Origin of the sequence: Bacillus methanolicus, assembly GCF_028888695.1 — a bacterium.
In the GTDB taxonomy this organism is placed as follows: Bacteria; Bacillota; Bacilli; order Bacillales; family Cytobacillaceae; genus Bacillus_Z; species Bacillus_Z methanolicus_B.
This window is the reverse complement of the sequence record NZ_PNFF01000001.1, coordinates 974,132-994,001: the sequence shown is the minus strand read 5'-3', so window position 1 is coordinate 994,001 and position 19,870 is coordinate 974,132. Positions and strand designations below refer to the sequence as shown.

Annotated in this window: 15 protein-coding genes, 2 pseudogenes and 2 CRISPR repeat arrays; of the genes and pseudogenes, 11 read left to right on the top strand and 6 right to left on the bottom strand. The window is 38.5% G+C overall.

Going from position 1 to position 19,870, the window contains the following annotated elements; all coding sequences use genetic code 11:
- Positions 1–9: 9 nt before the first annotated feature.
- The 7 genes from C0966_RS05020 (at position 10) to C0966_RS04990 (ending at position 8,953) form a co-directional block, all read left to right on the top strand.
- A complete protein-coding gene (locus C0966_RS05020; protein WP_274854090.1) occupies positions 10–1,740 on the top strand; it encodes a glycosyl hydrolase family 18 protein in 1,731 nt (576 codons plus the stop codon).
- A 156-nt stretch (positions 1,741–1,896) separates the two neighbouring features.
- Positions 1,897–2,310: a CoA-binding protein gene (locus tag C0966_RS05015; RefSeq protein WP_274854089.1), complete on the top strand. Its 414-nt coding sequence runs from the start codon at positions 1,897–1,899 to the stop codon at positions 2,308–2,310.
- 283 nt (positions 2,311–2,593) lie between these two features.
- Positions 2,594–4,576 carry a DNA topoisomerase IV subunit B gene (parE, locus tag C0966_RS05010; RefSeq protein WP_425535916.1) on the top strand — a complete coding sequence of 661 codons (1,983 nt, stop codon included), beginning with the start codon at positions 2,594–2,596 and terminating at the stop codon, positions 4,574–4,576.
- Positions 4,576–7,035 (top strand): DNA topoisomerase IV subunit A, encoded by a 2,460-nt coding sequence (gene parC / locus C0966_RS05005; protein ID WP_274854087.1) that lies wholly within the window; start codon positions 4,576–4,578, stop codon positions 7,033–7,035. Before parE ends, parC begins: the two co-directional genes overlap by 1 nt.
- 207 nt (positions 7,036–7,242) lie before the next feature.
- Positions 7,243–8,010, top strand: coding sequence for a hypothetical protein (locus C0966_RS05000; RefSeq protein WP_274854086.1), 768 nt, complete (start codon positions 7,243–7,245; stop codon positions 8,008–8,010).
- Positions 8,011–8,161: 151 nt separating this feature from the next.
- Complete coding sequence (locus C0966_RS04995; protein WP_274854085.1) at positions 8,162–8,368, top strand: hypothetical protein; 207 nt, start codon at positions 8,162–8,164, stop codon at positions 8,366–8,368.
- Positions 8,369–8,380: 12 nt separating this feature from the next.
- A complete protein-coding gene (locus tag C0966_RS04990; protein WP_274854084.1) occupies positions 8,381–8,953 on the top strand; it encodes a hypothetical protein in 573 nt (190 codons plus the stop codon).
- Positions 8,954–9,437: 484 nt separating this feature from the next.
- Here the strand turns inward: C0966_RS04990 and C0966_RS18545 are convergent, their stop codons facing one another.
- The 6 genes and pseudogenes from C0966_RS18545 to C0966_RS04970 all read right to left on the bottom strand — a co-directional run bounded on the left by C0966_RS18545 (position 9,438) and on the right by C0966_RS04970 (position 14,112).
- Positions 9,438–9,683: a hypothetical protein gene (locus C0966_RS18545; RefSeq protein ID WP_342456716.1), complete on the bottom strand. Its 246-nt coding sequence runs from the start codon at positions 9,681–9,683 to the stop codon at positions 9,438–9,440.
- A 92-nt stretch (positions 9,684–9,775) separates the two neighbouring features.
- Positions 9,776–9,988, bottom strand: a complete 213-nt coding sequence (locus C0966_RS18540) for a hypothetical protein (RefSeq protein WP_342456715.1) — start codon at positions 9,986–9,988, stop codon at positions 9,776–9,778.
- Positions 9,960–10,424 carry an LAGLIDADG family homing endonuclease gene (locus C0966_RS18535; RefSeq protein WP_342456714.1) on the bottom strand — a complete coding sequence of 155 codons (465 nt, stop codon included), beginning with the start codon at positions 10,422–10,424 and terminating at the stop codon, positions 9,960–9,962. Before C0966_RS18535 ends, C0966_RS18540 begins: the two co-directional genes overlap by 29 nt.
- A 396-nt stretch (positions 10,425–10,820) precedes the next feature.
- A pseudogene (locus C0966_RS04980) lies at positions 10,821–11,261 on the bottom strand (ATP-binding protein); the annotation flags it as partial.
- Between the two features lie 641 nt (positions 11,262–11,902).
- Positions 11,903–12,979: pseudogene (locus C0966_RS04975) on the bottom strand (IS3 family transposase).
- Positions 12,980–12,991: 12 nt separating this feature from the next.
- Positions 12,992–14,112, bottom strand: a protein-coding gene (locus C0966_RS04970; protein ID WP_274854083.1) for an IS3 family transposase whose coding sequence is annotated in 2 segments (ribosomal slippage) — positions 12,992–13,866 and positions 13,866–14,112 — 1,122 coding nt in all. Because the reading frame shifts where the segments join, the coding sequence is not laid out codon by codon here.
- Between the two features lie 421 nt (positions 14,113–14,533).
- Positions 14,534–14,829: a CRISPR direct-repeat array (repeat unit 32 nt; unit sequence ATTTCAATCCACGCACTCATATAGAGTGCGAC).
- A 181-nt stretch (positions 14,830–15,010) separates the two neighbouring features.
- Between C0966_RS04970 and C0966_RS04965 the strand changes: the two genes are divergently transcribed.
- From C0966_RS04965 to tnpC, 4 genes are all read left to right on the top strand, one after another.
- Positions 15,011–16,243 (top strand): IS4 family transposase, encoded by a 1,233-nt coding sequence (locus tag C0966_RS04965; RefSeq protein WP_274853102.1) that lies wholly within the window; start codon positions 15,011–15,013, stop codon positions 16,241–16,243.
- 199 nt (positions 16,244–16,442) lie between these two features.
- Positions 16,443–17,400: a CRISPR direct-repeat array (repeat unit 32 nt; unit sequence ATTTCAATCCACGCACTCATATAGAGTGCGAC).
- 100 nt (positions 17,401–17,500) lie between these two features.
- On the top strand, positions 17,501–17,818 hold the full coding sequence (gene tnpA, locus C0966_RS04960; protein ID WP_274854035.1) for an IS66 family insertion sequence element accessory protein TnpA: 318 nt from the start codon (positions 17,501–17,503) through the stop codon (positions 17,816–17,818).
- Positions 17,812–18,168 carry an IS66 family insertion sequence element accessory protein TnpB gene (tnpB, locus tag C0966_RS04955; protein ID WP_274854034.1) on the top strand — a complete coding sequence of 119 codons (357 nt, stop codon included), beginning with the start codon at positions 17,812–17,814 and terminating at the stop codon, positions 18,166–18,168. The genes tnpA and tnpB overlap by 7 nt, the downstream gene beginning before the upstream one ends.
- Before the next feature lie 79 nt (positions 18,169–18,247).
- Positions 18,248–19,831, top strand: a complete 1,584-nt coding sequence (gene tnpC / locus C0966_RS04950) for an IS66 family transposase (RefSeq protein ID WP_274854033.1) — start codon at positions 18,248–18,250, stop codon at positions 19,829–19,831.
- Positions 19,832–19,870 lie beyond the last annotated feature (39 nt).

The following is a 19,870-nucleotide window of genomic DNA, read 5'->3' as shown; positions in this document are numbered from 1 at the left end:
GAGTTGAATTTGGCTAGAGTTGAATATGAAAGACAAAAAACAGTTCCGAAGAAATGGATTTTGGCAGGATTATTTCTGGCATTCTTTCTGATTGTTTCAAGCATTCTACTAATCTTTTATCCTTTTGCTTCACCGGTCAAAGAAGAATATTTCATCGGAAAGAATCCGATTATTTTTGAAGGAAAACAGGCCGGGAATGCTTTGATCGAAAAAAACAGCATTTATATACCGCTTTCCCTATTAAAAAAGATAGATGAATCGATTGCGTATGATGAAAAATCAAACTCAGTGATCATCACAACAGCGGATAAAGTCGTTCAAATGCCCTCTGAATCTTTGACGTATTTTATCAATCAAAAGCCTGTCAAACTCAATTTGTCTCCAATTAAAACGAATAAAGGAGAACATTATTTGTCGCTTGATACGATTTTGCCTTTCTATCCGCTGCAATACCGGATTCTCAATGAAAGCGGGGCGATTTGGATCCAAAAGGATGGAGAAACAATAAAAAAAGGAACCATCACAAACGAAGATGTACATACTGAAAAACTCCGCCTCAGAACGGAACCAAATCTCCAAAGCCCGTATACTGCTGAGACAAAATTGAATGAACCTGTCTTTATCGAACAAGAAAAAGAAGACTACTATTTTGTTCGGAAAGAAACAGGAGAAGCGGGCTATATTCGTAAAGACTTAGTCAAGGAAAAAGAAACATTCACAATCACTATAAAGAGGGAACAAAAAGAAGCAGTATTGCCAAAAATAAATGGTCCTGTTCAATTAACATGGGAAGCTGTTTATGAAAAAAATCCTGACACAAATCGAATTCCGCCTATGCCCGGCGTAAATGTCGTCTCTCCAACTTGGTTTGAGCTTGCTTCTGAAACCGGATCAGTAAAGAATCTCGGCTCTCTTGATTACGTCAAATGGGCAAAAAAACGAAAATATCAAGTGTGGGGACTATTTTCAAATGCCTTTGATCCAAACCTTACAAAAGCAGCTTTTAAAGACTATGAAACAAGGCAAAACATCATTCGTCAGCTTCTTCATTACAGCAAAATGTATCAATTAGACGGAATCAATCTTGATATAGAAAATGTATATGAAGAAGACGGACCACTTGTAACTCAATTTGTCAGGGAAGCAGTTCCATTTTTTCATGAAGCAGGATTAATCGTTTCAATGGATATTACGTTTATCGCCGGCGGAAACTGGTCTGCCTTTTATGAAAGAGACAAACTGGCAGATCTTGTCGACTATTTAATCGTAATGGCATATGATGAGCATTGGGCAACTTCTACTGAAGCAGGTAGTGTTGCAAGCCTTCCGTGGGTAGAGGAAAATCTTAAGAAGTTATTGGAGATTGTTCCAAACGAAAAATTAATCCTTGGAGTGCCATTATATACAAGACTCTGGAAAGAACAGCACCTTGATAACGGCATGACAAAGCTTACCTCCAAAGCTTTATCAATGGATAAAGTGAAAGAATGGCTTGATGCGAATAAAGTGCAGCCAAAATATGATCCATCCACAGGTCAAAATTATGCGGAATATTATTCAGTAAAAGAAAACGCAACGTATAAAATTTGGCTCGAAGATGAACTTTCTCTAAAAAAGCGATCAGAACTAGCCAGAAAATATCAATTGGCCGGAGTAGCAAGCTGGTCCAGATTTTTTGCTAATGAGAAAGCATGGTCAGCATTAAATATTAATCAACAGACCAATGTTACAAAAAAGTAAATACTAAAAATCGCTTCTTTCCCATTTCAAAATTAGACCTTCTCGAAAGAATCTGCAAAGCATTTTTTTAGATGAAAAAATGAAAGTTGGTTAGAATAGAATTGTAAATGTAAACGCCTTCCCTTTTACGGAAGCAGAAGAAAAGGAGTCATAATTATGCAGATTGAAAATCCAAGCAGAGAAGAAATAAGGGATATTTTGAAAAAAGCAAAACGAATAGCAGTAGTGGGATTAAGCGATAATCCTGAACGAACATCTTATATGGTTGCAGAAGCGATGAAAAATGCCGGTTATGAAATCATACCGGTCAATCCGAATATAGATGAAGTGTTCGGTATCAAAGCCGTACCTTCTTTAAAAGATATCGAGGGACATGTTGATATTGTTGACGTTTTTCGGCGTCCTGAATATTTGCCGGAAATTGCAAAGGAATTTACTGAAATTGACGCAGATGTGTTCTGGGCACAGTTAGGCGTGGTAAATGAAGAGGCATACAAATTTTTAAAAGAAAAGGGATATACAGTTATCATGGATCGCTGCATCAAAGTAGAGCATGCGTTGACAAAATAATCACAAAGCAAGGGGCTGACTCATAAGGGTCTTGCCCTTTTTTTGTTTCGGGGCTAAACGATCACTCCCGCATTTCCAAAGAACGATTTGCCAAATTGAAATAAAACGATACAATAAAGCATAGACGTTTCGGGAATATATGATAAAATAGGAATGAGAACACATGTTCCTATAATAAATATTTCAATGATTTAAAAGGAAAATGTTATTGTGAAACCGAATACATTTTCAGATATTCGATAACTGAGATTCATTGAATGTGTTTGCAAGAAGTGAAAGGGGTATGTACGTGTCAAGAAATCAGCATGCTTTTGATTACAACGATGATGCCATACAAGTACTGGAAGGCTTAGAGGCTGTTCGAAAAAGGCCGGGTATGTACATTGGAAGCACAGATGCCCGCGGTCTTCATCACTTAGTATATGAAATCGTGGATAATGCAGTCGATGAAGCACTTGCCGGTTATGGCGATCATATCATCGTGAAAATACATAAAGATAACTCGATCAGTGTTGTTGATAAGGGGAGGGGTATGCCGACCGGGATGCATAAACTGGGCAAGCCTACCCCAGAAGTAATATTAACTGTTCTTCATGCGGGCGGTAAATTTGGTCAGGGCGGATACAAGACGAGCGGCGGGCTGCACGGTGTCGGTGCATCTGTTGTAAATGCCTTGTCTGAATGGCTTGAAGTGACTATAAAAAGAGACGGTTTTGTCTACAAACAGCGATTTGAAAATGGCGGTAAACCTGTCACCACTTTGGAGAAAATCGGAAAAACAAACCAGACGGGAACGACTATCCACTTTAAGCCGGATCCCAATATTTTTTCTACGACAACATTCAACTATGAAACCTTGTGCGAGCGGCTGCGCGAATCTGCTTTCTTATTGAAGGGTTTAAAGATCGAAATCATAGATGAACGAAATGGTTTTCTGGATGTGTTCCACTATGAGACCGGGATTAAGGCATTTGTTGAATACTTGAATGAAGAAAAAGATGTCCTTCATCCTGTTGTCAGTTTTGAAGGGGAACAAAATGGGATTGAAGTAGAATTTGCTTTTCAATTTAATGACGGCTACTCTGAAAATGTGCTTTCATTCGTTAACAATGTTCGTACAAAAGATGGAGGAACCCATGAAGCAGGTTCAAAAACTGCCATGACACGTGTTTTCAATGAGTATGCACGCAAAGTTGGTTTGTTAAAAGAAAAAGACAAAAACCTTGATGGAGCTGATATTCGCGAGGGATTGTCTGCAATCATTTCCGTTCGGATACCGGAAAATCTTTTGCAGTTTGAAGGGCAAACAAAAGGAAAGCTGGGAACGAGTGAAGCACGCTCTGCTGTTGATGCGGTAGTTTCCGAACATCTTTCCTATTTCCTTGAAGAAAATCCGGATATCAGTTCTCTGTTAATTAAAAAAGCAATTAAAGCTTATCAAGCAAGAGAGGCTGCACGAAAAGCTAGGGAAGAAGCACGGAGCGGAAAAAAACGCAAGCGCTCCGAAGCGATGCTTTCCGGTAAACTAACCCCGGCGCAATCAAGGAATCCGCAAAAAAATGAATTGTATCTTGTTGAGGGCGATTCCGCGGGTGGATCTGCCAAGCAAGGGCGGGACCGCCGTTTTCAGGCTGTCCTTCCGCTAAGGGGTAAGGTTATTAATACGGAAAAAGCAAAACTTCAAGATATCTTCAAAAATGAAGAAATTAATACAATCATTCATGCGATCGGAGCAGGTGTAGGAGCCGATTTTAATCTTGAAGATGTAAATTATGATAAAATCGTGATCATGACTGACGCAGATACAGATGGTGCCCATATCCAAGTGCTTCTCCTTACTTTCTTCTACCGGTATATGAAGCCGCTTGTTGAAGCCGGCAAGGTGTTCATTGCCCTCCCGCCATTATATAAAGTGAGCAAAGGAACCGGAAAAAAAGAAGTGATCGAATATGCATGGAGTGATGAAGAACTAAAAGACGCAATCAAAAAAGTCGGGAAAGGCTATATGATTCAGCGCTATAAAGGTTTAGGAGAAATGAATGCCGACCAGCTGTGGGAAACAACAATGAATCCGGAAACACGTACGCTAATACGTGTCCGGATCGACGATGCTGCGCGTGCAGAACGCAGGGTCACGACCTTAATGGGCGACAAAGTTGAACCACGGAGAAAATGGATTGAAAACAACGTTGCTTTCGGCCTTGATGATGATGAGAACATTTTAGAAAACGAGAATATTTCAGTGGCAGAGGAGGTTGCTGAATAATGAGTACGGTTGAAAAATTTCGTGACTTGCCACTTGAAGATGTGCTAGGTGACCGATTTGGGCGATACAGCAAATACATTATTCAAGAACGGGCCCTTCCGGATGCAAGAGACGGTTTAAAACCTGTTCAGCGGCGCATCCTGTATGCGATGCACGTTGACGGAAATACGCACGATAAAGGGTTTCGGAAATCAGCCAAAACCGTTGGGAACGTAATCGGAAATTATCATCCCCACGGTGATACATCTGTTTATGATGCGATGGTTCGTATGAGCCAGGAGTGGAAGCTTCGGAATCTCTTGATTGAAATGCATGGAAACAATGGAAGCATTGACGGCGATCCGCCGGCTGCCATGCGTTATACAGAGGCAAGGCTGTCAGCCATTTCTGCTGAACTTTTAAAGGATATTGACAAACAAACGGTTGACTTTATCCCAAATTTTGATGATACATCAAAGGAACCGACCGTTCTTCCGGCGATGTTTCCGAATCTTTTAGTCAATGGCTCTACAGGAATTTCCGCCGGTTATGCGACCGATATTCCGCCTCACCACCTGGAAGAAGTGATTGACGGGGTTATTATGAGAATGGAAAATCCTGATTGTACCGTCCAGGACTTGATGACGGTTATTAAAGGTCCTGATTTTCCGACAGGCGGAATTATTCAAGGTGTTGAAGGAATCCAAAAAGCATATGAAACCGGGAAAGGGAAAATCATTGTCCGCGGCAAAGCGGAAATTGAAAATATCCGCGGTGGAAGACAGCAAATTGTGATTACCGAAATTCCTTATGATGTGAATAAAGCCAATCTTGTAAAAAAGATCGATGAATTCCGCATAGATCGAAAAGTTGAAGGAATAGCGGAAGTTCGGGATGAAACGGATCGGACAGGCTTGCGGATTGTGATTGAACTGAAAAAAGATGCCGATGCAGAAGGCGTTCTGAATTACCTTTATAAAAACAGCGATTTGCAAATTCCATATAATTTCAATATGGTTGCCATACATAAAAAAAGGCCGAAGCTTATGGGAATTCGGGAGCTCCTTGATGCATACATTGAGCATCAAAAAGAAGTTGTAACGCGGAGATCAAAATATGATTTGCAAAAAGCAAAGGAACGGCAGCATATTGTCGAAGGTTTAATGAAGGCATTATCCATCCTCGATGAGGTAATCGCCGTTATCCGTGCATCAAAAGATAAACGCGATGCCAAAGATAACCTAATAGCAAAATTTGAATTTACGGAGCCTCAGGCTGAAGCGATCGTTTCCTTGCAGCTCTATCGGTTAACAAATACGGATATTACAGCATTGAAAAAAGAAGCAGAAGAATTGGCAAAGAAAATTGAAGAGTTAACAGCAATCCTTGAAAGTGATAAAAAACTTTCTTCCGTCATTAAAAAAGAATTAAAAGAAGTGAAAAAGCGTTTCAAAGATGAACGCCGCACAAAAATCGAGGAAAAAATTGAAGAAATCAAAATTAATTTAGATGTCCTCGTTGCCAATGAGGATGTTATCGTAACCGTAACAAAGGAAGGCTATGTAAAACGGACAAGCCAGCGTTCCTATGCAGCGTCGAATGGCCAAGACCTGGCTATGAAAGATTCTGACCGTCTACTTGCCCAGTTATTCATGAATACAACTGACGTTCTGCTCATGTTTACGAATAAAGGCAACTATTTGTATTGTCCTGTACATGAACTTCCTGATATTCGCTGGAAAGACCTTGGGCAGCATATTGCAAATCTCATCCAAATTGATCGGGATGAAGAAATTATCCGGGCAATTCCTATTAAAGATTTTGAATCGGATTCTTATCTGTTATTTGTAACGAAAAACGGGATGGTTAAGAAAACGGAATTAAAGCATTACAAAGCCCAGCGTTATTCAAGACCGCTGGTAGCCATAAATTTAAAAGAAGATGACCATGTCATTGATGTTCATTTAACAGACGGCAGTAAAGAAATTTTCTTAGCGACCCATTTTGGGTATGCCCTGCGCTTTCATGAGGAAGAAGTCAATATAGTCGGTGTACGGGCAGCCGGTGTGAAAGGAATCAATTTAAAAGAAAGCGATTTCGTTGCCGCCGGAAAAGTAATCGAACAGCCATTAGAGGAAGAAGTCGTCATTGCAACTCAGCGAGGCGCAGTCAAGAAAATGAAATTGACCGAATTTGAACCGGGATCACGTGCAAAACGTGGGGTAGTTATGCTTCGAGAGTTAAAATCAAACCCTCACCGAGTAATCGGTGCAGAAATCGTCAAAAATGATGACAATATTATCGTGCAAACGGAAAAAGGTCATCTTGAAAACATAAATATTTCAACTTTACGAAACAGTGACCGTTATTCAAATGGAACTTTCCTTTTTGATGTGACGGAAACCGGAAATGCGAAAGTTCTTTGGAAAGCCGAGACAATGACTTTGCAGGAAGAAACTTCTGATAAAAATTCACAATAATTTTACTGAAATAACAACGGGGCTGACTCAAAAGGATCTGACGTTCTCCAACAATAACAATATTTGTTTTATTGGAGGGGTCTGACCTATTGCTTTTGAGTCAACCCCGTTTTTTGTTTCGGTGATCAAAAATTTTGAGTTTAATCCTGCATGTTTTTGGCAGAAAGAGGAATGATAACCGTATGATTCCAAAAAGGAGCGATCAACATGAAAAAAGAATTACTGTTTGCGTTTTCCGCTTTCTTTTTAATATCTCTTTCTGCCATTACGGGCGCCTACGCAGTAAGTGAATCAAAAAAGAGTATCACCGTTTCACAAGATAAGGTGGATGTGACAGGCGATGGGAAGAAAGACAAAGTTACAATCATTGGCATTCTATTTGAAGAAGGGGCAAATTTTTTAAAAGAAATTTTTCTTGAAATCGATGCTTCGAATGGAAAGAAATATAAAGTGAAATTAGAAGGCGGATATGAACCGCAGGTAAAATATGAAGACTTTAACCATGATCAAGTGAAAGATCTATTTATCTCAATCCCAACCGGAGGAAGCGGCGGTTTATCCAATTATTATTTATATACTCTAAAAGATTTTAACTTAACGGACTTAACTGTTCCTGAACCTTTAGTCATGACAAGCCAGTTTGAGGAAAATTATCAGGCATCATTAGTTATTGATGAGACTGGCCAAAAGTATACATTTGATCTCAAAGACAGGAAAGCTGATTATGACAGGCTTGGATTATATGTAAACGGAAAACTTAATGAACCGACGGAACTAATGATATTTCCATATAGCACATTAAAGCCGGTAATCGTGAAAGATAATAAATATGGATTATTAGGCGTTCAAAGGATTAGTGGTGCTTATAGTGCAGATGGAATCGCATTTGCGGAATCAATCTGGATATATGAAAACGGAAAATGGAAATTAGTTAACTCTAAAGTTTATGAAACCAATAAAAAGCAGCGAAAATAGGCCGATGTCACGCTTAGAATGAATTTTTATATTATGTGATAAAAATGATTAAATAGAATGATCATACTAAAATCTTCCACATTAGAATTTTTCTGTGGTATAATAAGAAAAACAAATGCGTATACTGTTCAAAAAATTGAGGAGTGTACGCATGAAAAAAAGAAAAAAGGGTGAAGACAAAATGACCACTCTAACTTTAGGAGAAATTGAAACAAGAGTTAAAAGGAATTCTTCAGCAAGAAAGCAAACGATTGATAATTTCACATCTAAAATAAAGAAAAAAAACCTTAATAAAGGCAGAGTAAGACCAAAAGATCCAATTGAAGCAAAGATCTTATCAATGTTTTCTAAAAAATAGGTGCATATATTAATGGATATTCTTGTCGCAAAAGAAAAAATTAATCAAATTAAGGAAAAACCTAAATATGAAGCAATGCTTCTAACGGCATCCATTATTACTCGATTATTAGATCAATATAAAATAAAACCAATTATTGTTGGAGGTTTATCTGTTGAAATTTACACCCAAAGCGAATACGCTACAAGAGACATTGACTTTGTTTCAGATGGATATCATATAATTGAAGATGTCCTTTTTTCTTTGGGATTTAAAAAAGAAGGAAGGCATTTTTATCATCAAGATATTGAAATTGCTGTTGAAATACCGTCTAATGATTTAGTTGGCAGTTATGAAAAAGTTGCTAAAGTTTATATAGATGATGAAAATTATGTTTATTTAATTTCAATAGAAGATATTATTCTTGATAGATTGAGAGCTGCAGTTCACTGGAAATCCGAAGAGGACAGTATTTGGGGATTTAGGTTATTAGCTAAAAACTTTGAAGTTTTAGATATTGAGTATTTATTAAAACAAACTGAAACGAAACAAGAATATGATGAATTAAGTTTTTGGATAGATCAACTTAAAAGGGATCTTAATTAAGAATTGTCGTCTTTTTGTGAGACGGCTTTTTATTTTTTCTAAAAATTGCATATATAAGCATATATAAGAATGATAATCTTAAACTAAAAGTACACAACCAAAAACACAACATTAGAAGTTTGTATCAACAAAGAATAGCTATCATAATAATATTATGTAAACTTAAAGAGATGCGCATTATAAAACAAAGGAAAGGTCTGACAGATAAACATTACGCAATTAAACACGATAAATTGTTGGCACTGGCTAATTCAGCAACGAATATGTTTCGAATTGAGCTTTGAAAATTTATTAGAATAAGGGAATTCAAAGTAAAGAATAAAGAGTTAAGAACCATTTATTAAAAAAATTTTTCGTTTTGTCTCAATTTATCTAGTATACTTTCGATATGAGACTAGAATTGTTTTTCATGATTTAACTTCCGAGAATATATATTATGTCTACTAGAATTTAAAAAATATATAAGTAGTTTTTGCATACCTAACTACTTTTTCTCTATCTGATAAAATCGTTCGCTAAATTTTTTGTCTTGTCTCAACCATCTATAATAAGTTCCTAATTTAATTCCAGCAGTTTCACAAGCTTTATGAATGCAAAGGCTTTTTTTGTATTCATCAATAAAGACTTTTTTTCTTTGTGAAACAGCATGTTTTGTTCTTTTTAATTTCGCATCTTGTAATGTTTCTAAGTCTAAGTTTTTATCAGGAAAAGCTTCAAATTTGCGTTTCAAATATAACCCATTATCATGATAAATCCAGTTGTAAAATTCCTTAATAGTTTTTCGTCCACTAATATATAAACGAATATGTTTTTCTTTTTTAGTTAAATAAACTTCATATCTTTTTTTTTAAGATGATTCTCCAATGCAATCATAAAATCCAGAGAACCCCCAACAAAACTAACTAAATAACCGCGGGAATAAATATTTCCATCACCGTCAAAATAGCCTCTTATAAAATGATTTAAATAAATTTCTGGAACATAAGGAAATTTTACATCTAATGACTTATTTGGTGTAATACCATGTATTTCCATCTATTTCCATCAAATCCTTTTTCATAATTTTGCTATTAAGATTTAGCATATAAACGCCGGTTTGCTTATTTTGAAAAATTGGTTGATTAGACCCCAATTCGTTCCTGATTTGTTCTAAAATATATTTTTCTTTTTGAGCGAATCCGATCGTTTGAAGATCATTGGAGATAAAACCGTCCGCAATAAAAAAACCTAGGATGTAAGCCATATTTTTTGACCAAGTCTTGAAATAATCTTCATTTAACTTATACCGACGCTTCCAATTCCCAAATGATCTTTTTCCAATTTTGTAATCAGATAAAATCATTCTAATATATCTTGGAGATACATTAGAAAGCTTTGCGATTTCAGTGGTACTACTACCTTCAAGATAAAGTTTTATGATTTCGTCTATCTCTAACGTTCTTTTTATTTTTTTTCTTTCCATCTCCTCCATACAAAAGTCCTCCCACATTTATTTATTTTAAATATATTATAAGAACAAATGTTCGTATTGTCAATATTGGATCTAGGTCAAATTTCCGGACACAAAAAAGTTTATTATTTCTCCAGCCATGCCCGATTAAATGTAAGTTGGGCCATGTCGCTTGACATTGAGCCTCTGCGGGAATGTGTTTCCTGCCGAGAAGCCAGATGCCGCAAACATCGGCATCGCCACACTAGGCTATCATGCCCGCCACTCCATATAAAGTGAGTGCACAGCCAGCTATGAGATGACCTATGCAATTTGCCGAATTTGGTCTTCTATCGCTTGGGGAGTCATATATGGTTTTTTTGCAAGTAAAAAATGTATCAAATGGCAATTAAAATTGCACCACTTGCCACTCCCGTTTTATTTACTGTGTAAGATTGAATCTCTTAACCGACGGCTATCACCGTTAAAAATCAATAAATATGAATGGTGGATAAACCGATCAATAACTGCTTCTGTCAAGGTTGGATCGCCAAACACGTGATTCCACTGCCCGAATTGTAGGTTGGTGGTCACAATCAAACTTTTGGTTTCATAACACGCAGAGGAATATATCCCCAGTTCATCTATTATCAATAAGTCTAGTTTTTCAATTTGTTTAAAAAATCGCCCCAATAATCCCTTTTCATTTGTTTCTAATAAGGTATTTACCAGGGCTGCAGCTGTAATAAATTTCACTCTTTTCCCTTGTTTTTGGATGGTATTTAATGCTATCAAGGTTGAGAGAAAAGTTTTTCCAGCTCTAACCCCACCATAAAAGATTAGATTCTCCTGTTTTTCTATAAATTCACCCTGTAACAGTTATTCTCTGTTTAATCCCGGTGTTTTTTCAATCGAAAAATACATAGATTTGCAACAGGGGGTGCAGAGAATTGCAACTTGACATGGAGCCTCTATGGGCGTGACTATCCAGCCAGAAATCCAGCCACATCAAGGGCTGGCTAGCCTATCAAGGCTATCACGCCCACCTCTCCATGTAAAGTTGGTACAATACAAATTCTCTGCACATCTCTGCACTTTTATTTTGCAATAAACAAATCCCGGAGGCATTTGAATGTCTTCCCATTCAAATGGCTTTTCAGCGACCTTTTGCAATGTAGCTTGTTCCACGCACTCATATAGAGTGCGACTTTCTTCATTGGCTCGTTTGAATAATGCATGAGTTATTTCAATCCACGCACCATTATGGTGGACCCCATCATCAAGACACTAATTTTATTTTTTTAAGGTGGGGCAGAAACCAAAAAGGATATCTGCATTCTAGAGCTTGGGGTGCTCATTGAGGCCAATAAAGTGGGAGTACACATTTTTTTGGAGTGATTCATCCTGCATTTATTTTTCCTTCTCAGGGGAGGTTCTGTCAAGGGCGAGCGAAGCGAGGGCTCTGCCGAATCCTTGACAGGTTCTCCCGTGAGAAGGATCCTCTATAAAGGATGAATCACTCACAGGCCATAAACAGAGGCAGGTGGTTTATAGCCTAATGATTGATGAGGGCGTTCATGGTTATAGAAATGGAGATAGTTATTGATCTCTTTTCTTGCTTCTCTTGGACTCTCGTATTCCTTCAAGTAGACCTCTTCATATTTAATCGTCCGCCACAATCGCTCGGTAATAATATTGTCAAGAGCCCGACCTTTGCCGTCCATACTGATTTGAACTTTCTTATCCAGTACTAGCTCGGTATATTTCGGGCTGGTGAAGCGGCTACCCTGATCACTGTTTATAATCTCAGGTTGAGCGTGCGACAGCGCCCGTTTGACGGCTTCAAGGACAAAATCGATTTCCAGCGTCTGATCCAGCTCCCAACTAACGACGTAACGGGAATACCAGTCAATAATGGCGACGAGATACATCCAACCGCGTTGAAGCCGGATGTAAGTGATATCAATCCCCCATACCTGGTTGGGGTGAGTGATGTCGAGATCTCTAAGAAGATAGGGATAAATCCGGTGTTCCAGGTTGTGCTTACTAAGGTTGGGGCCAGGTGAAATCCCGGCAATCCCCATCTCCCTCATATGGCGCTGAACGGCCTTTCGGTTAATGTGTAACCCGTTTTCATTCAGAACGGCCGTGATCCGCCGGGAGCCAAAAAACGGATACTTGGTGTAAATTTCATCAATTCGGTGCTTGATGAACACTTCTTCAGGAGATAGCTCCACAGGCTTATAATACAAGCTGGACCGATTGAGTCCGAGCAATTAAGCCTGGGTGGCAATAGGGAGTTCTGCATCGTCCCAATCAATCATGTCAATACGTTCTGCCCTACTCCTTAAGGCCAGATTTTTTTTAAGCCACGACAATTGCGTGGTTAAACGACCGACTTCGGCATAAAGGTTTTCAATTTGTTGTTCATAGTCAGCCTTCATTTGATCTACTTTCTTATTTTCTTTCGCAAACAACTGGGGCATTTGTTCAAGAAATGCATTCCTCCATTGCCGGATCTGATTCACATGGATTCCATGAGAGGAAGCAATTTCACTCATAGTTTTTTCTTCTTTTAGGACCTCTAGCACTGGTATGTCAACACTAGACTAGACAATTTTTTTAAGGTGTTCTATTTTGTATTCAATTGGGCTTAAATACCCCAGTGATCCGTGAATTCTTATATGATTAAACCAATGAACATAATCGTCTAATTCCAACTTTAACTGTTCTAAACTTTCAAAATATTTTCCTTTTACAAATTCTGTCTTGATAATTTTAAATGTGGCTTCGGCTACTGCGTTATCATATGGGCAACCTTTCATGCTTAACGACCGATTAATCTCGAATGTTTCTAAAGCTTCATCGATTGTCTTGTTTTTAAACTCGTTTCCTCGGTCTGTGTGAAATAATTGAATTTGTCTTAAATCAGTTTTAATCGTTGATAGTGCTTTGTAGACTAGTCCAGCATCTTTATTAGGATCGGCACTATGTCCAACAATTTCTCGATTGTAAAGATCAACAAATAAACATATGTAATGCCAATTATTTTGGACCCTTACGTATGTTAAATCACTGACTAAAACCGTTAATTCCTTTTGTTGATCAAATTCTCGATTCAACACATTTTCAACTTTAGATTCATTACATTTATCCACATGTGGCTTAAACTGGGCAACTGTATATTTTGATACTAGCCCATTTTCTTTCATGATTCGGCCAATACGTCTTCTAGATACAATTTTATCGAGCTTTTTCAACTCATGTTTTATCTTACGAGTGCCATAGTTCTGGCGGCTTTTATGAAAAATATCGATTATGGTAACAGTAAGTTCATCATCTGATTTAGATTGCTCTTTTGCTTCATAATAATAGGTACTTCTTGGGAGTTGTAGGACGTCGCACATTGCTGATATCGAGTATTTGTGACGATTATTTTTAATCACATTTACTTTCGTCCTAATATCAGCGCAGCTTGCTTTAAAATATCATTCTCCATCAGTAAACGCTGATTTTCTTTACGAAGCTTGATCAGTTCTTCTTTTTCAGGTGTTCGGTTGTCCTTCTCTTTAAATGAACCAGATGTTTGGCTCTGTTTCACCCATTTGTCTAATGCCGAAGGCGTTAAATTGTATTCACTTATAATGTCTTTTCTAGGCTTACCACTTTCATATAGTTTGACCATTTGAGCTTTAAATTCGGGAGTAAATGTTCTTCTAGCTCTCGTCATATCGGCGTACCTCCATTAACTGAATGAGATGAAGTAGACTTCCAGATTTAGAGGGTAAACACCGCAACTTGACAAGGAGCCTCTACGGGCATGCTTTCCCAGCCAGGAAACCAGATGATGAAAACATCTGGCTTGCCAAACAGGCTAGCATACCCGCCTCTCCTAGTAAAGTTGCTGGTATGGGATCTCTTATGCTTGATTAGCAGTATACCCAGATTTGGTGGTTAGTCTTCTTGACCTTAATTTTTTTGTCCAGTTAAGTGTAGCCGATTCACACGATCTGGGATTTAAACTCTGGTGTATATCGTTTTCTTTTCATAAACCTACTTTAACATCTCCTCATTTCGTGTCTAGTTTTATGGGTCCATTATACATATAGAGTGCGACTTATGGCTAATTTGTAAAATTGGTCAGCAATTCGATTTCAATCCACGCACTCATATAGAGTGCGACGCAAGAAACATTGTCAAAACGATTAGATAAAGAATTTCAATCCACGCACTCATATAGAGTGCGACGGGTTACAGGGATAATGGTACTTTTGTTAGTGGTATTTCAATCCACGCACTCATATAGAGTGCGACCTAAGTCGCAATTCATCACGAACCATTCATACGATTTCAATCCACGCACTCATATAGAGTGCGACTTTGATGTAGAAGGCTATCAGCAAGGGAAACCACAAATTTCAATCCACGCACTCATATAGAGTGCGACTTCATTTCTGGCCACTAGCGTTGCATTAAATAAAATTTAATTTGTCAAGGCTTTTCCCATAAAATTTTTATTGAATAATTTGTAATTAATGGTATTTTTTGTTCAAAAGTGCATAAAAAAACCTTATAATTAGGTGGAAGGTAGGTAGTCCTGTCCAAATCCCAATTATAAGGAGACCTCTATGGACAAGAATACCATAAAAACAGTATTTAAGGAATACATCCAACCAATGGATGAAAAAGTTTTTTTAAAAATGATTGATCAGATGAAGCTTGATAAATATGTGAAAAAGCTGGATAGCCTAACATTTACGAAACTTTTTATATATGCCCAATTGAAGCAGCTTGATAGCCTAAAAAAAATCAGTTTCAAGGTGAAAAACAAAAAGAAATTACAGAAAGAACTTGGCTTAAAAAGTATTAGTAAATCTCAACTTTCTCGCAAACTCTCCGATCTACCCCCGGAGATTTTTGAAGTTATTTTGCATCACTTGGTTGAACAAATCTATCGGGAATTCGGAAAAGAAAAGGGCGATGATTTACTAGGAAAAATCCATCTTATTGATTCAACAACCATCTCCTTATGCCTTAGCCAGTATCGATGGGCTGATTTTCGAAATACAAAAGCTGGAGTTAAAATCCATACTCGAGTAGTATTTCATGAAGGGGAAACTTTCCCAGACAAAATCATGATTACTCCTGCTAGACCAGCAGATGTCACACAGTTAGATGGTTTAATGATAATCGATAAGGATGCGCTCCATGTGTTTGACCGGGGTTACTTTGATTTTAAAAAGTTCGATGAGTACTGCCGTCATAATATTCGATTTTGTACTCGTATCAAGGAAAACACTGTCATCCATGTCATTGAAGAACTTCCCGTTGACCCGTCGTCAAACATTTCTCGGGAAGCAATAGTAAAACTGGGAAGGATGAAATATCCCGTTAGACTGATAGAAACGAAAGATAGTCAAGGAAATACCCTATCTATCATCATCAATGATGCAAAAATGAGTGCACAAGAAATTAGTGAACTTTACCGTAATCGCTGGCAAATTGAACTTTTCTTCAAGTGGATGAAGCAGCATTTAATCATTAAAAGATGTTATGGAAAGAGCGCGAATGCTGTTTTCAACCAAATTTACATAGCCATGATTACTTTTTGTTTAACTTTATTGATGAAGAAAAAAGTAAGTTATCAGGGAACGCTCCTTGAGATGTTTGAATTTATAGAAGAATATTGGTCAAAAAGCTTCTTCGAATTTATAAAAGAACTATTTAAAACACCTGATCGATCATCATATGGACGAAGGCCACTTAACCATGAACAAATTTTCATTGAAACCCTAGCACAGTTTGAAAAAGGAGATGTACAGCATTTAGATGATTTAACATATGACCCTATTTATTTGTAAAAATCTGGATAAGGACTACCTTCAAATAGGTCCCCTTATCCTTTTTTTCTTAAATACTCAGAAATATAAAATCAGAATATTCAAACCATACATTTTTTGGGATATTATTTAAAATAATCCCAATTTTATACTCTTGACTTTTTCTTATGTTTTTTGTGCAACGCTAGTGATTTCTGGCGTTGTGAAAATAAAATGTTGAATTTCAATCCACGCACTCATATAGAGTGCGACATCCCATTCCCCAATACTTCACTAGCTTTTGTAGATATTTCAATCCACGCACTCATATAGAGTGCGACTGCGGAAGGTAGTTTTGTAGAATGGGAGAAAGATATTTCAATCCACGCACTCATATAGAGTGCGACTTGGTTTCAGTGATACCTTTTTCAAGTAGACGGGATTTCAATCCACGCACACATATAGAGTGCGACGGACTATTTCTTGCAGCTCGGATTCATCCCACAGATTTCAATCCACGCACTCATATAGAGTGCGACAAACGCAGCAGTCGCACAAAATGGCGCAGGAAACATTTCAATCCACGCACTCATATAGAGTGCGACTTATTTTTTTACTGTGGAATTAATCCATCGAAGATTTCAATCCACGCACTCATATAGAGTGCGACGTTTAAATACGGAGCGACCTCATCCATTAGACAATTTCAATCCACGCACTCATATAGAGTGCGACTAGAGATAATTTTAAATTATATCGATTTGAGATAATTTCAATCCACGCACTCATATAGAGTGCGACGATTGAGCAAGAGCGTTTTCACGCCCGAATAAAAATTTCAATCCACGCACTCATATAGAGTGCGACAACTCCAGGTAACATACGATTGGTATCATAACCATTTCAATCCACGCACTCATATAGAGTGCGACCCGAGTGCAGTTGTAATTTTTGGCGACAGAGCAAGATTTCAATCCACGCACTCATATAGAGTGCGACGTTCCTGTTAGATTCCATTTATCCGGAAGCGAATATTTCAATCCACGCACTCATATAGAGTGCGACAGTTTGTGCTCTTTCCAAATCATCGGAAAGCGCTATTTCAATCCACGCACTCATATAGAGTGCGACGTATATGTCTTTCATAATGACAACCGGGAGAAAAAAATTTCAATCCACGCACTCATATAGAGTGCGACGAGGGCGAACCGAAACGTAACCGTAAAATAGTTCCCACCTATTAACCTAGATGACACTTTGAGATAATCTCCTCAAATCAATATTTGAGGAGGTTTTTTGATGTCAAAAGCAGAATTGCGAAAAGAATGGGAACTTCGGATCGCCGATTTTAGGAATAGTGGACAGACCCAATCCAAATGGTGTGCAGACAATAATGTGAAACTTCATCAATTAAAATATTGGCTTAGAAAAATTGAAAACACGAATCGGATCTCAACACCGTCATCTAAATGGGTTTCAGTCACAATGGATGAACAATATAGCGAATCAAAAAACACCATACAGATTACTATAGGGCAAGCATCCATAGAGGTGAAACCAGGCTTCGACCCATCTTTCCTTGCGGATGTCGTAAGGACGTTGAGGTCGCTATGTTAAACGAAACCATGATCACGAATGTTTATCTCGCTCGAGGGAGCACAGACTTGCGCAAATCCATTGATGGCCTGGCTGCGTTGGTGAAAGAGGGTTTCGATTTAGATCCCTTTTCGCCTAGCTACTTTGTCTTTTGCAATCGCAATCGGGATAAACTGAAAATCCTTCATTGGGAGCACAACGGCTTCTGGCTCTATTATAGACGTTTAGAACAAGGAAAATTTCAATGGCCAACGGAAGAAAGTGATGCACCGCTAAAAATAAGCCGCCGCCAGCTTCGTTGGTTGCTTGATGGGCTTCCGCTTGAACAGCGCCAGGCTCATCCTGAAGTCACCGCAAGGACAGTTATCTAAAAAACATATTCTTTAAAATTTTTTATTTGCACACTCATTTTTAAAAGGAATGAATCATCATTTGTCGAATAGATAAAGTATGAAAAAGACAACGAAAACACTCACCCAACCAACTGAATATTTTCAAAAGCGTTGTGAATCTCTTGAAAAGCAAGTGGCTGAACTTACTGCGAAACTGAAATGGTATGAGGAGCAGTTTCGCCTCAGCCAAAAAAGACGATTTGGCTCTTCAAGTGAAAAAACACATGCCGATCAATTAGAGCTTTCGCTCTTTAATGAAGCAGAGGTAGAAGCAGCCTCCGTTTTAGAGGAGCCTGCTTCTGAAACCATTACCTACCGTCGTCGTAAAAAACGTGGTCAACGTGAATCGATGCTGGAAGACCTGCCTACGGAAACGGTTGAATACCGTCTTTCCGCAGAAGAGCAGGTTTGTTCGTGTTGCGGTGGATCTTTACATGAAATGAGCACGGAAGTGCGTCAAGAAATCAAAGTCATTCCGGCTGAAGTAAAAGTGGTAAAGCATGTCCGTTATGTCTACGCCTGCCGCCGTTGTGAACATGAGGAGATCAATACCCCAATTGTGACAGCGTCTATGCCGGAGCCTGTCTATCCGGGCAGCTTAGCTTCCCCTTCAAGCATGGCGTATGTGATGTGCCAAAAATATGTGGAAGGGCTGCCTCTTTATCGACAAGAAAAGCAGTTTGAACGACTTGGGTTTACTTTATCCCGGCAGACAATGGCGAACTGGATGATCTATGGCGCAGATCAGTGGCTGCGTTTAATTTATGATCGGATGAAGGATCATTTACTCAAACAGGATATTCTCCATGCGGATGAAACCACTTTACAGGTGCTCCATGAACCGGGCCGAAAGGCCACATCCACTTCGTATATGTGGCTTTATCGCACAGGAAGAGAAGGTCCGCCGATTACTCTTTATGATTACCAACAGACACGGGGAAAGGAACATCCTCGCAAGTTTCTGAATGGTTTCAAGGGCTACCTTCATGTGGACGGCTACTCGGGTTATCAAGGGCTTCCTCATGTAACCCTGGTCGGTTGTTGGGCGCATGCAAGGCGCAAGTTTGATGAGGCCTTAAAGGCTCTGCCGGCTTCAAAGCAACCAGCTCCGGTAGCTGCCAAGGAAGGGCTCGATTTTTGTAACCGACTTTTTGCGATAGAGCGTGACTTAAAGGATTCAACCCCTGAAGAACGCTATCAAAGTCGTTTGGAACGCAGCCAGCCAGTGCTGGAGGCTTTTTCAGCATGGCTTAAAACTCAACAACCAAAAGTTCTCCCAAAAAGCGCCCTAGGCCAAGCAATCCAATATTGCCTGAACCAATGGGATAAATTAGTGGGCTTTTTAAAAGATGGCCGTTTAGAAATCGATAATAACCGCAGCGAACGTTCGATCAAGCCATTTGTCATTGGCCGGAAAAATTGGCTGTTTGCCAATACCACCCGAGGCGCTAGGGCCAGTGCGACAATATACAGTTTGATTGAGACAGCTAAAGAGAATAACTTAAATCCATTTACCTATCTCACTTATCTCTTTGAGAAATTACCAAACATGGATACCAAAGATAAAGATGCCTTGGATCAATTAATGCCTTGGTCATCAACCATCCCCTTAGTTTGTCGAGTGTTTAAAAAGAATACCTAAATCATAACGAAATCCCCATCTATTTTTTAGGTGGGGATT

Coding starts and splice junctions, on each gene's coding strand:
- tnpC (WP_274854033.1), top strand. CDS start 18,248: ATGAAAAAGACAACGAAAACACTCACCCAACCAACTGAATATTTTCAA.
- C0966_RS05015 (WP_274854089.1), top strand. CDS start 1,897: ATGCAGATTGAAAATCCAAGCAGAGAAGAAATAAGGGATATTTTGAAA.
- C0966_RS05000 (WP_274854086.1), top strand. CDS start 7,243: ATGAAAAAAGAATTACTGTTTGCGTTTTCCGCTTTCTTTTTAATATCT.
- C0966_RS04990 (WP_274854084.1), top strand. CDS start 8,381: ATGGATATTCTTGTCGCAAAAGAAAAAATTAATCAAATTAAGGAAAAA.
- C0966_RS18535 (WP_342456714.1), bottom strand. CDS start 10,424: ATGGAGGAGATGGAAAGAAAAAAAATAAAAAGAACGTTAGAGATAGAC.
- tnpA (WP_274854035.1), top strand. CDS start 17,501: ATGTCAAAAGCAGAATTGCGAAAAGAATGGGAACTTCGGATCGCCGAT.
- C0966_RS04995 (WP_274854085.1), top strand. CDS start 8,162: ATGAAAAAAAGAAAAAAGGGTGAAGACAAAATGACCACTCTAACTTTA.
- C0966_RS18540 (WP_342456715.1), bottom strand. CDS start 9,988: ATGGAAATACATGGTATTACACCAAATAAGTCATTAGATGTAAAATTT.
- tnpB (WP_274854034.1), top strand. CDS start 17,812: ATGTTAAACGAAACCATGATCACGAATGTTTATCTCGCTCGAGGGAGC.
- parC (WP_274854087.1), top strand. CDS start 4,576: ATGAGTACGGTTGAAAAATTTCGTGACTTGCCACTTGAAGATGTGCTA.
- parE (WP_425535916.1), top strand. CDS start 2,594: ATGTACGTGTCAAGAAATCAGCATGCTTTTGATTACAACGATGATGCC.
- C0966_RS04965 (WP_274853102.1), top strand. CDS start 15,011: ATGGACAAGAATACCATAAAAACAGTATTTAAGGAATACATCCAACCA.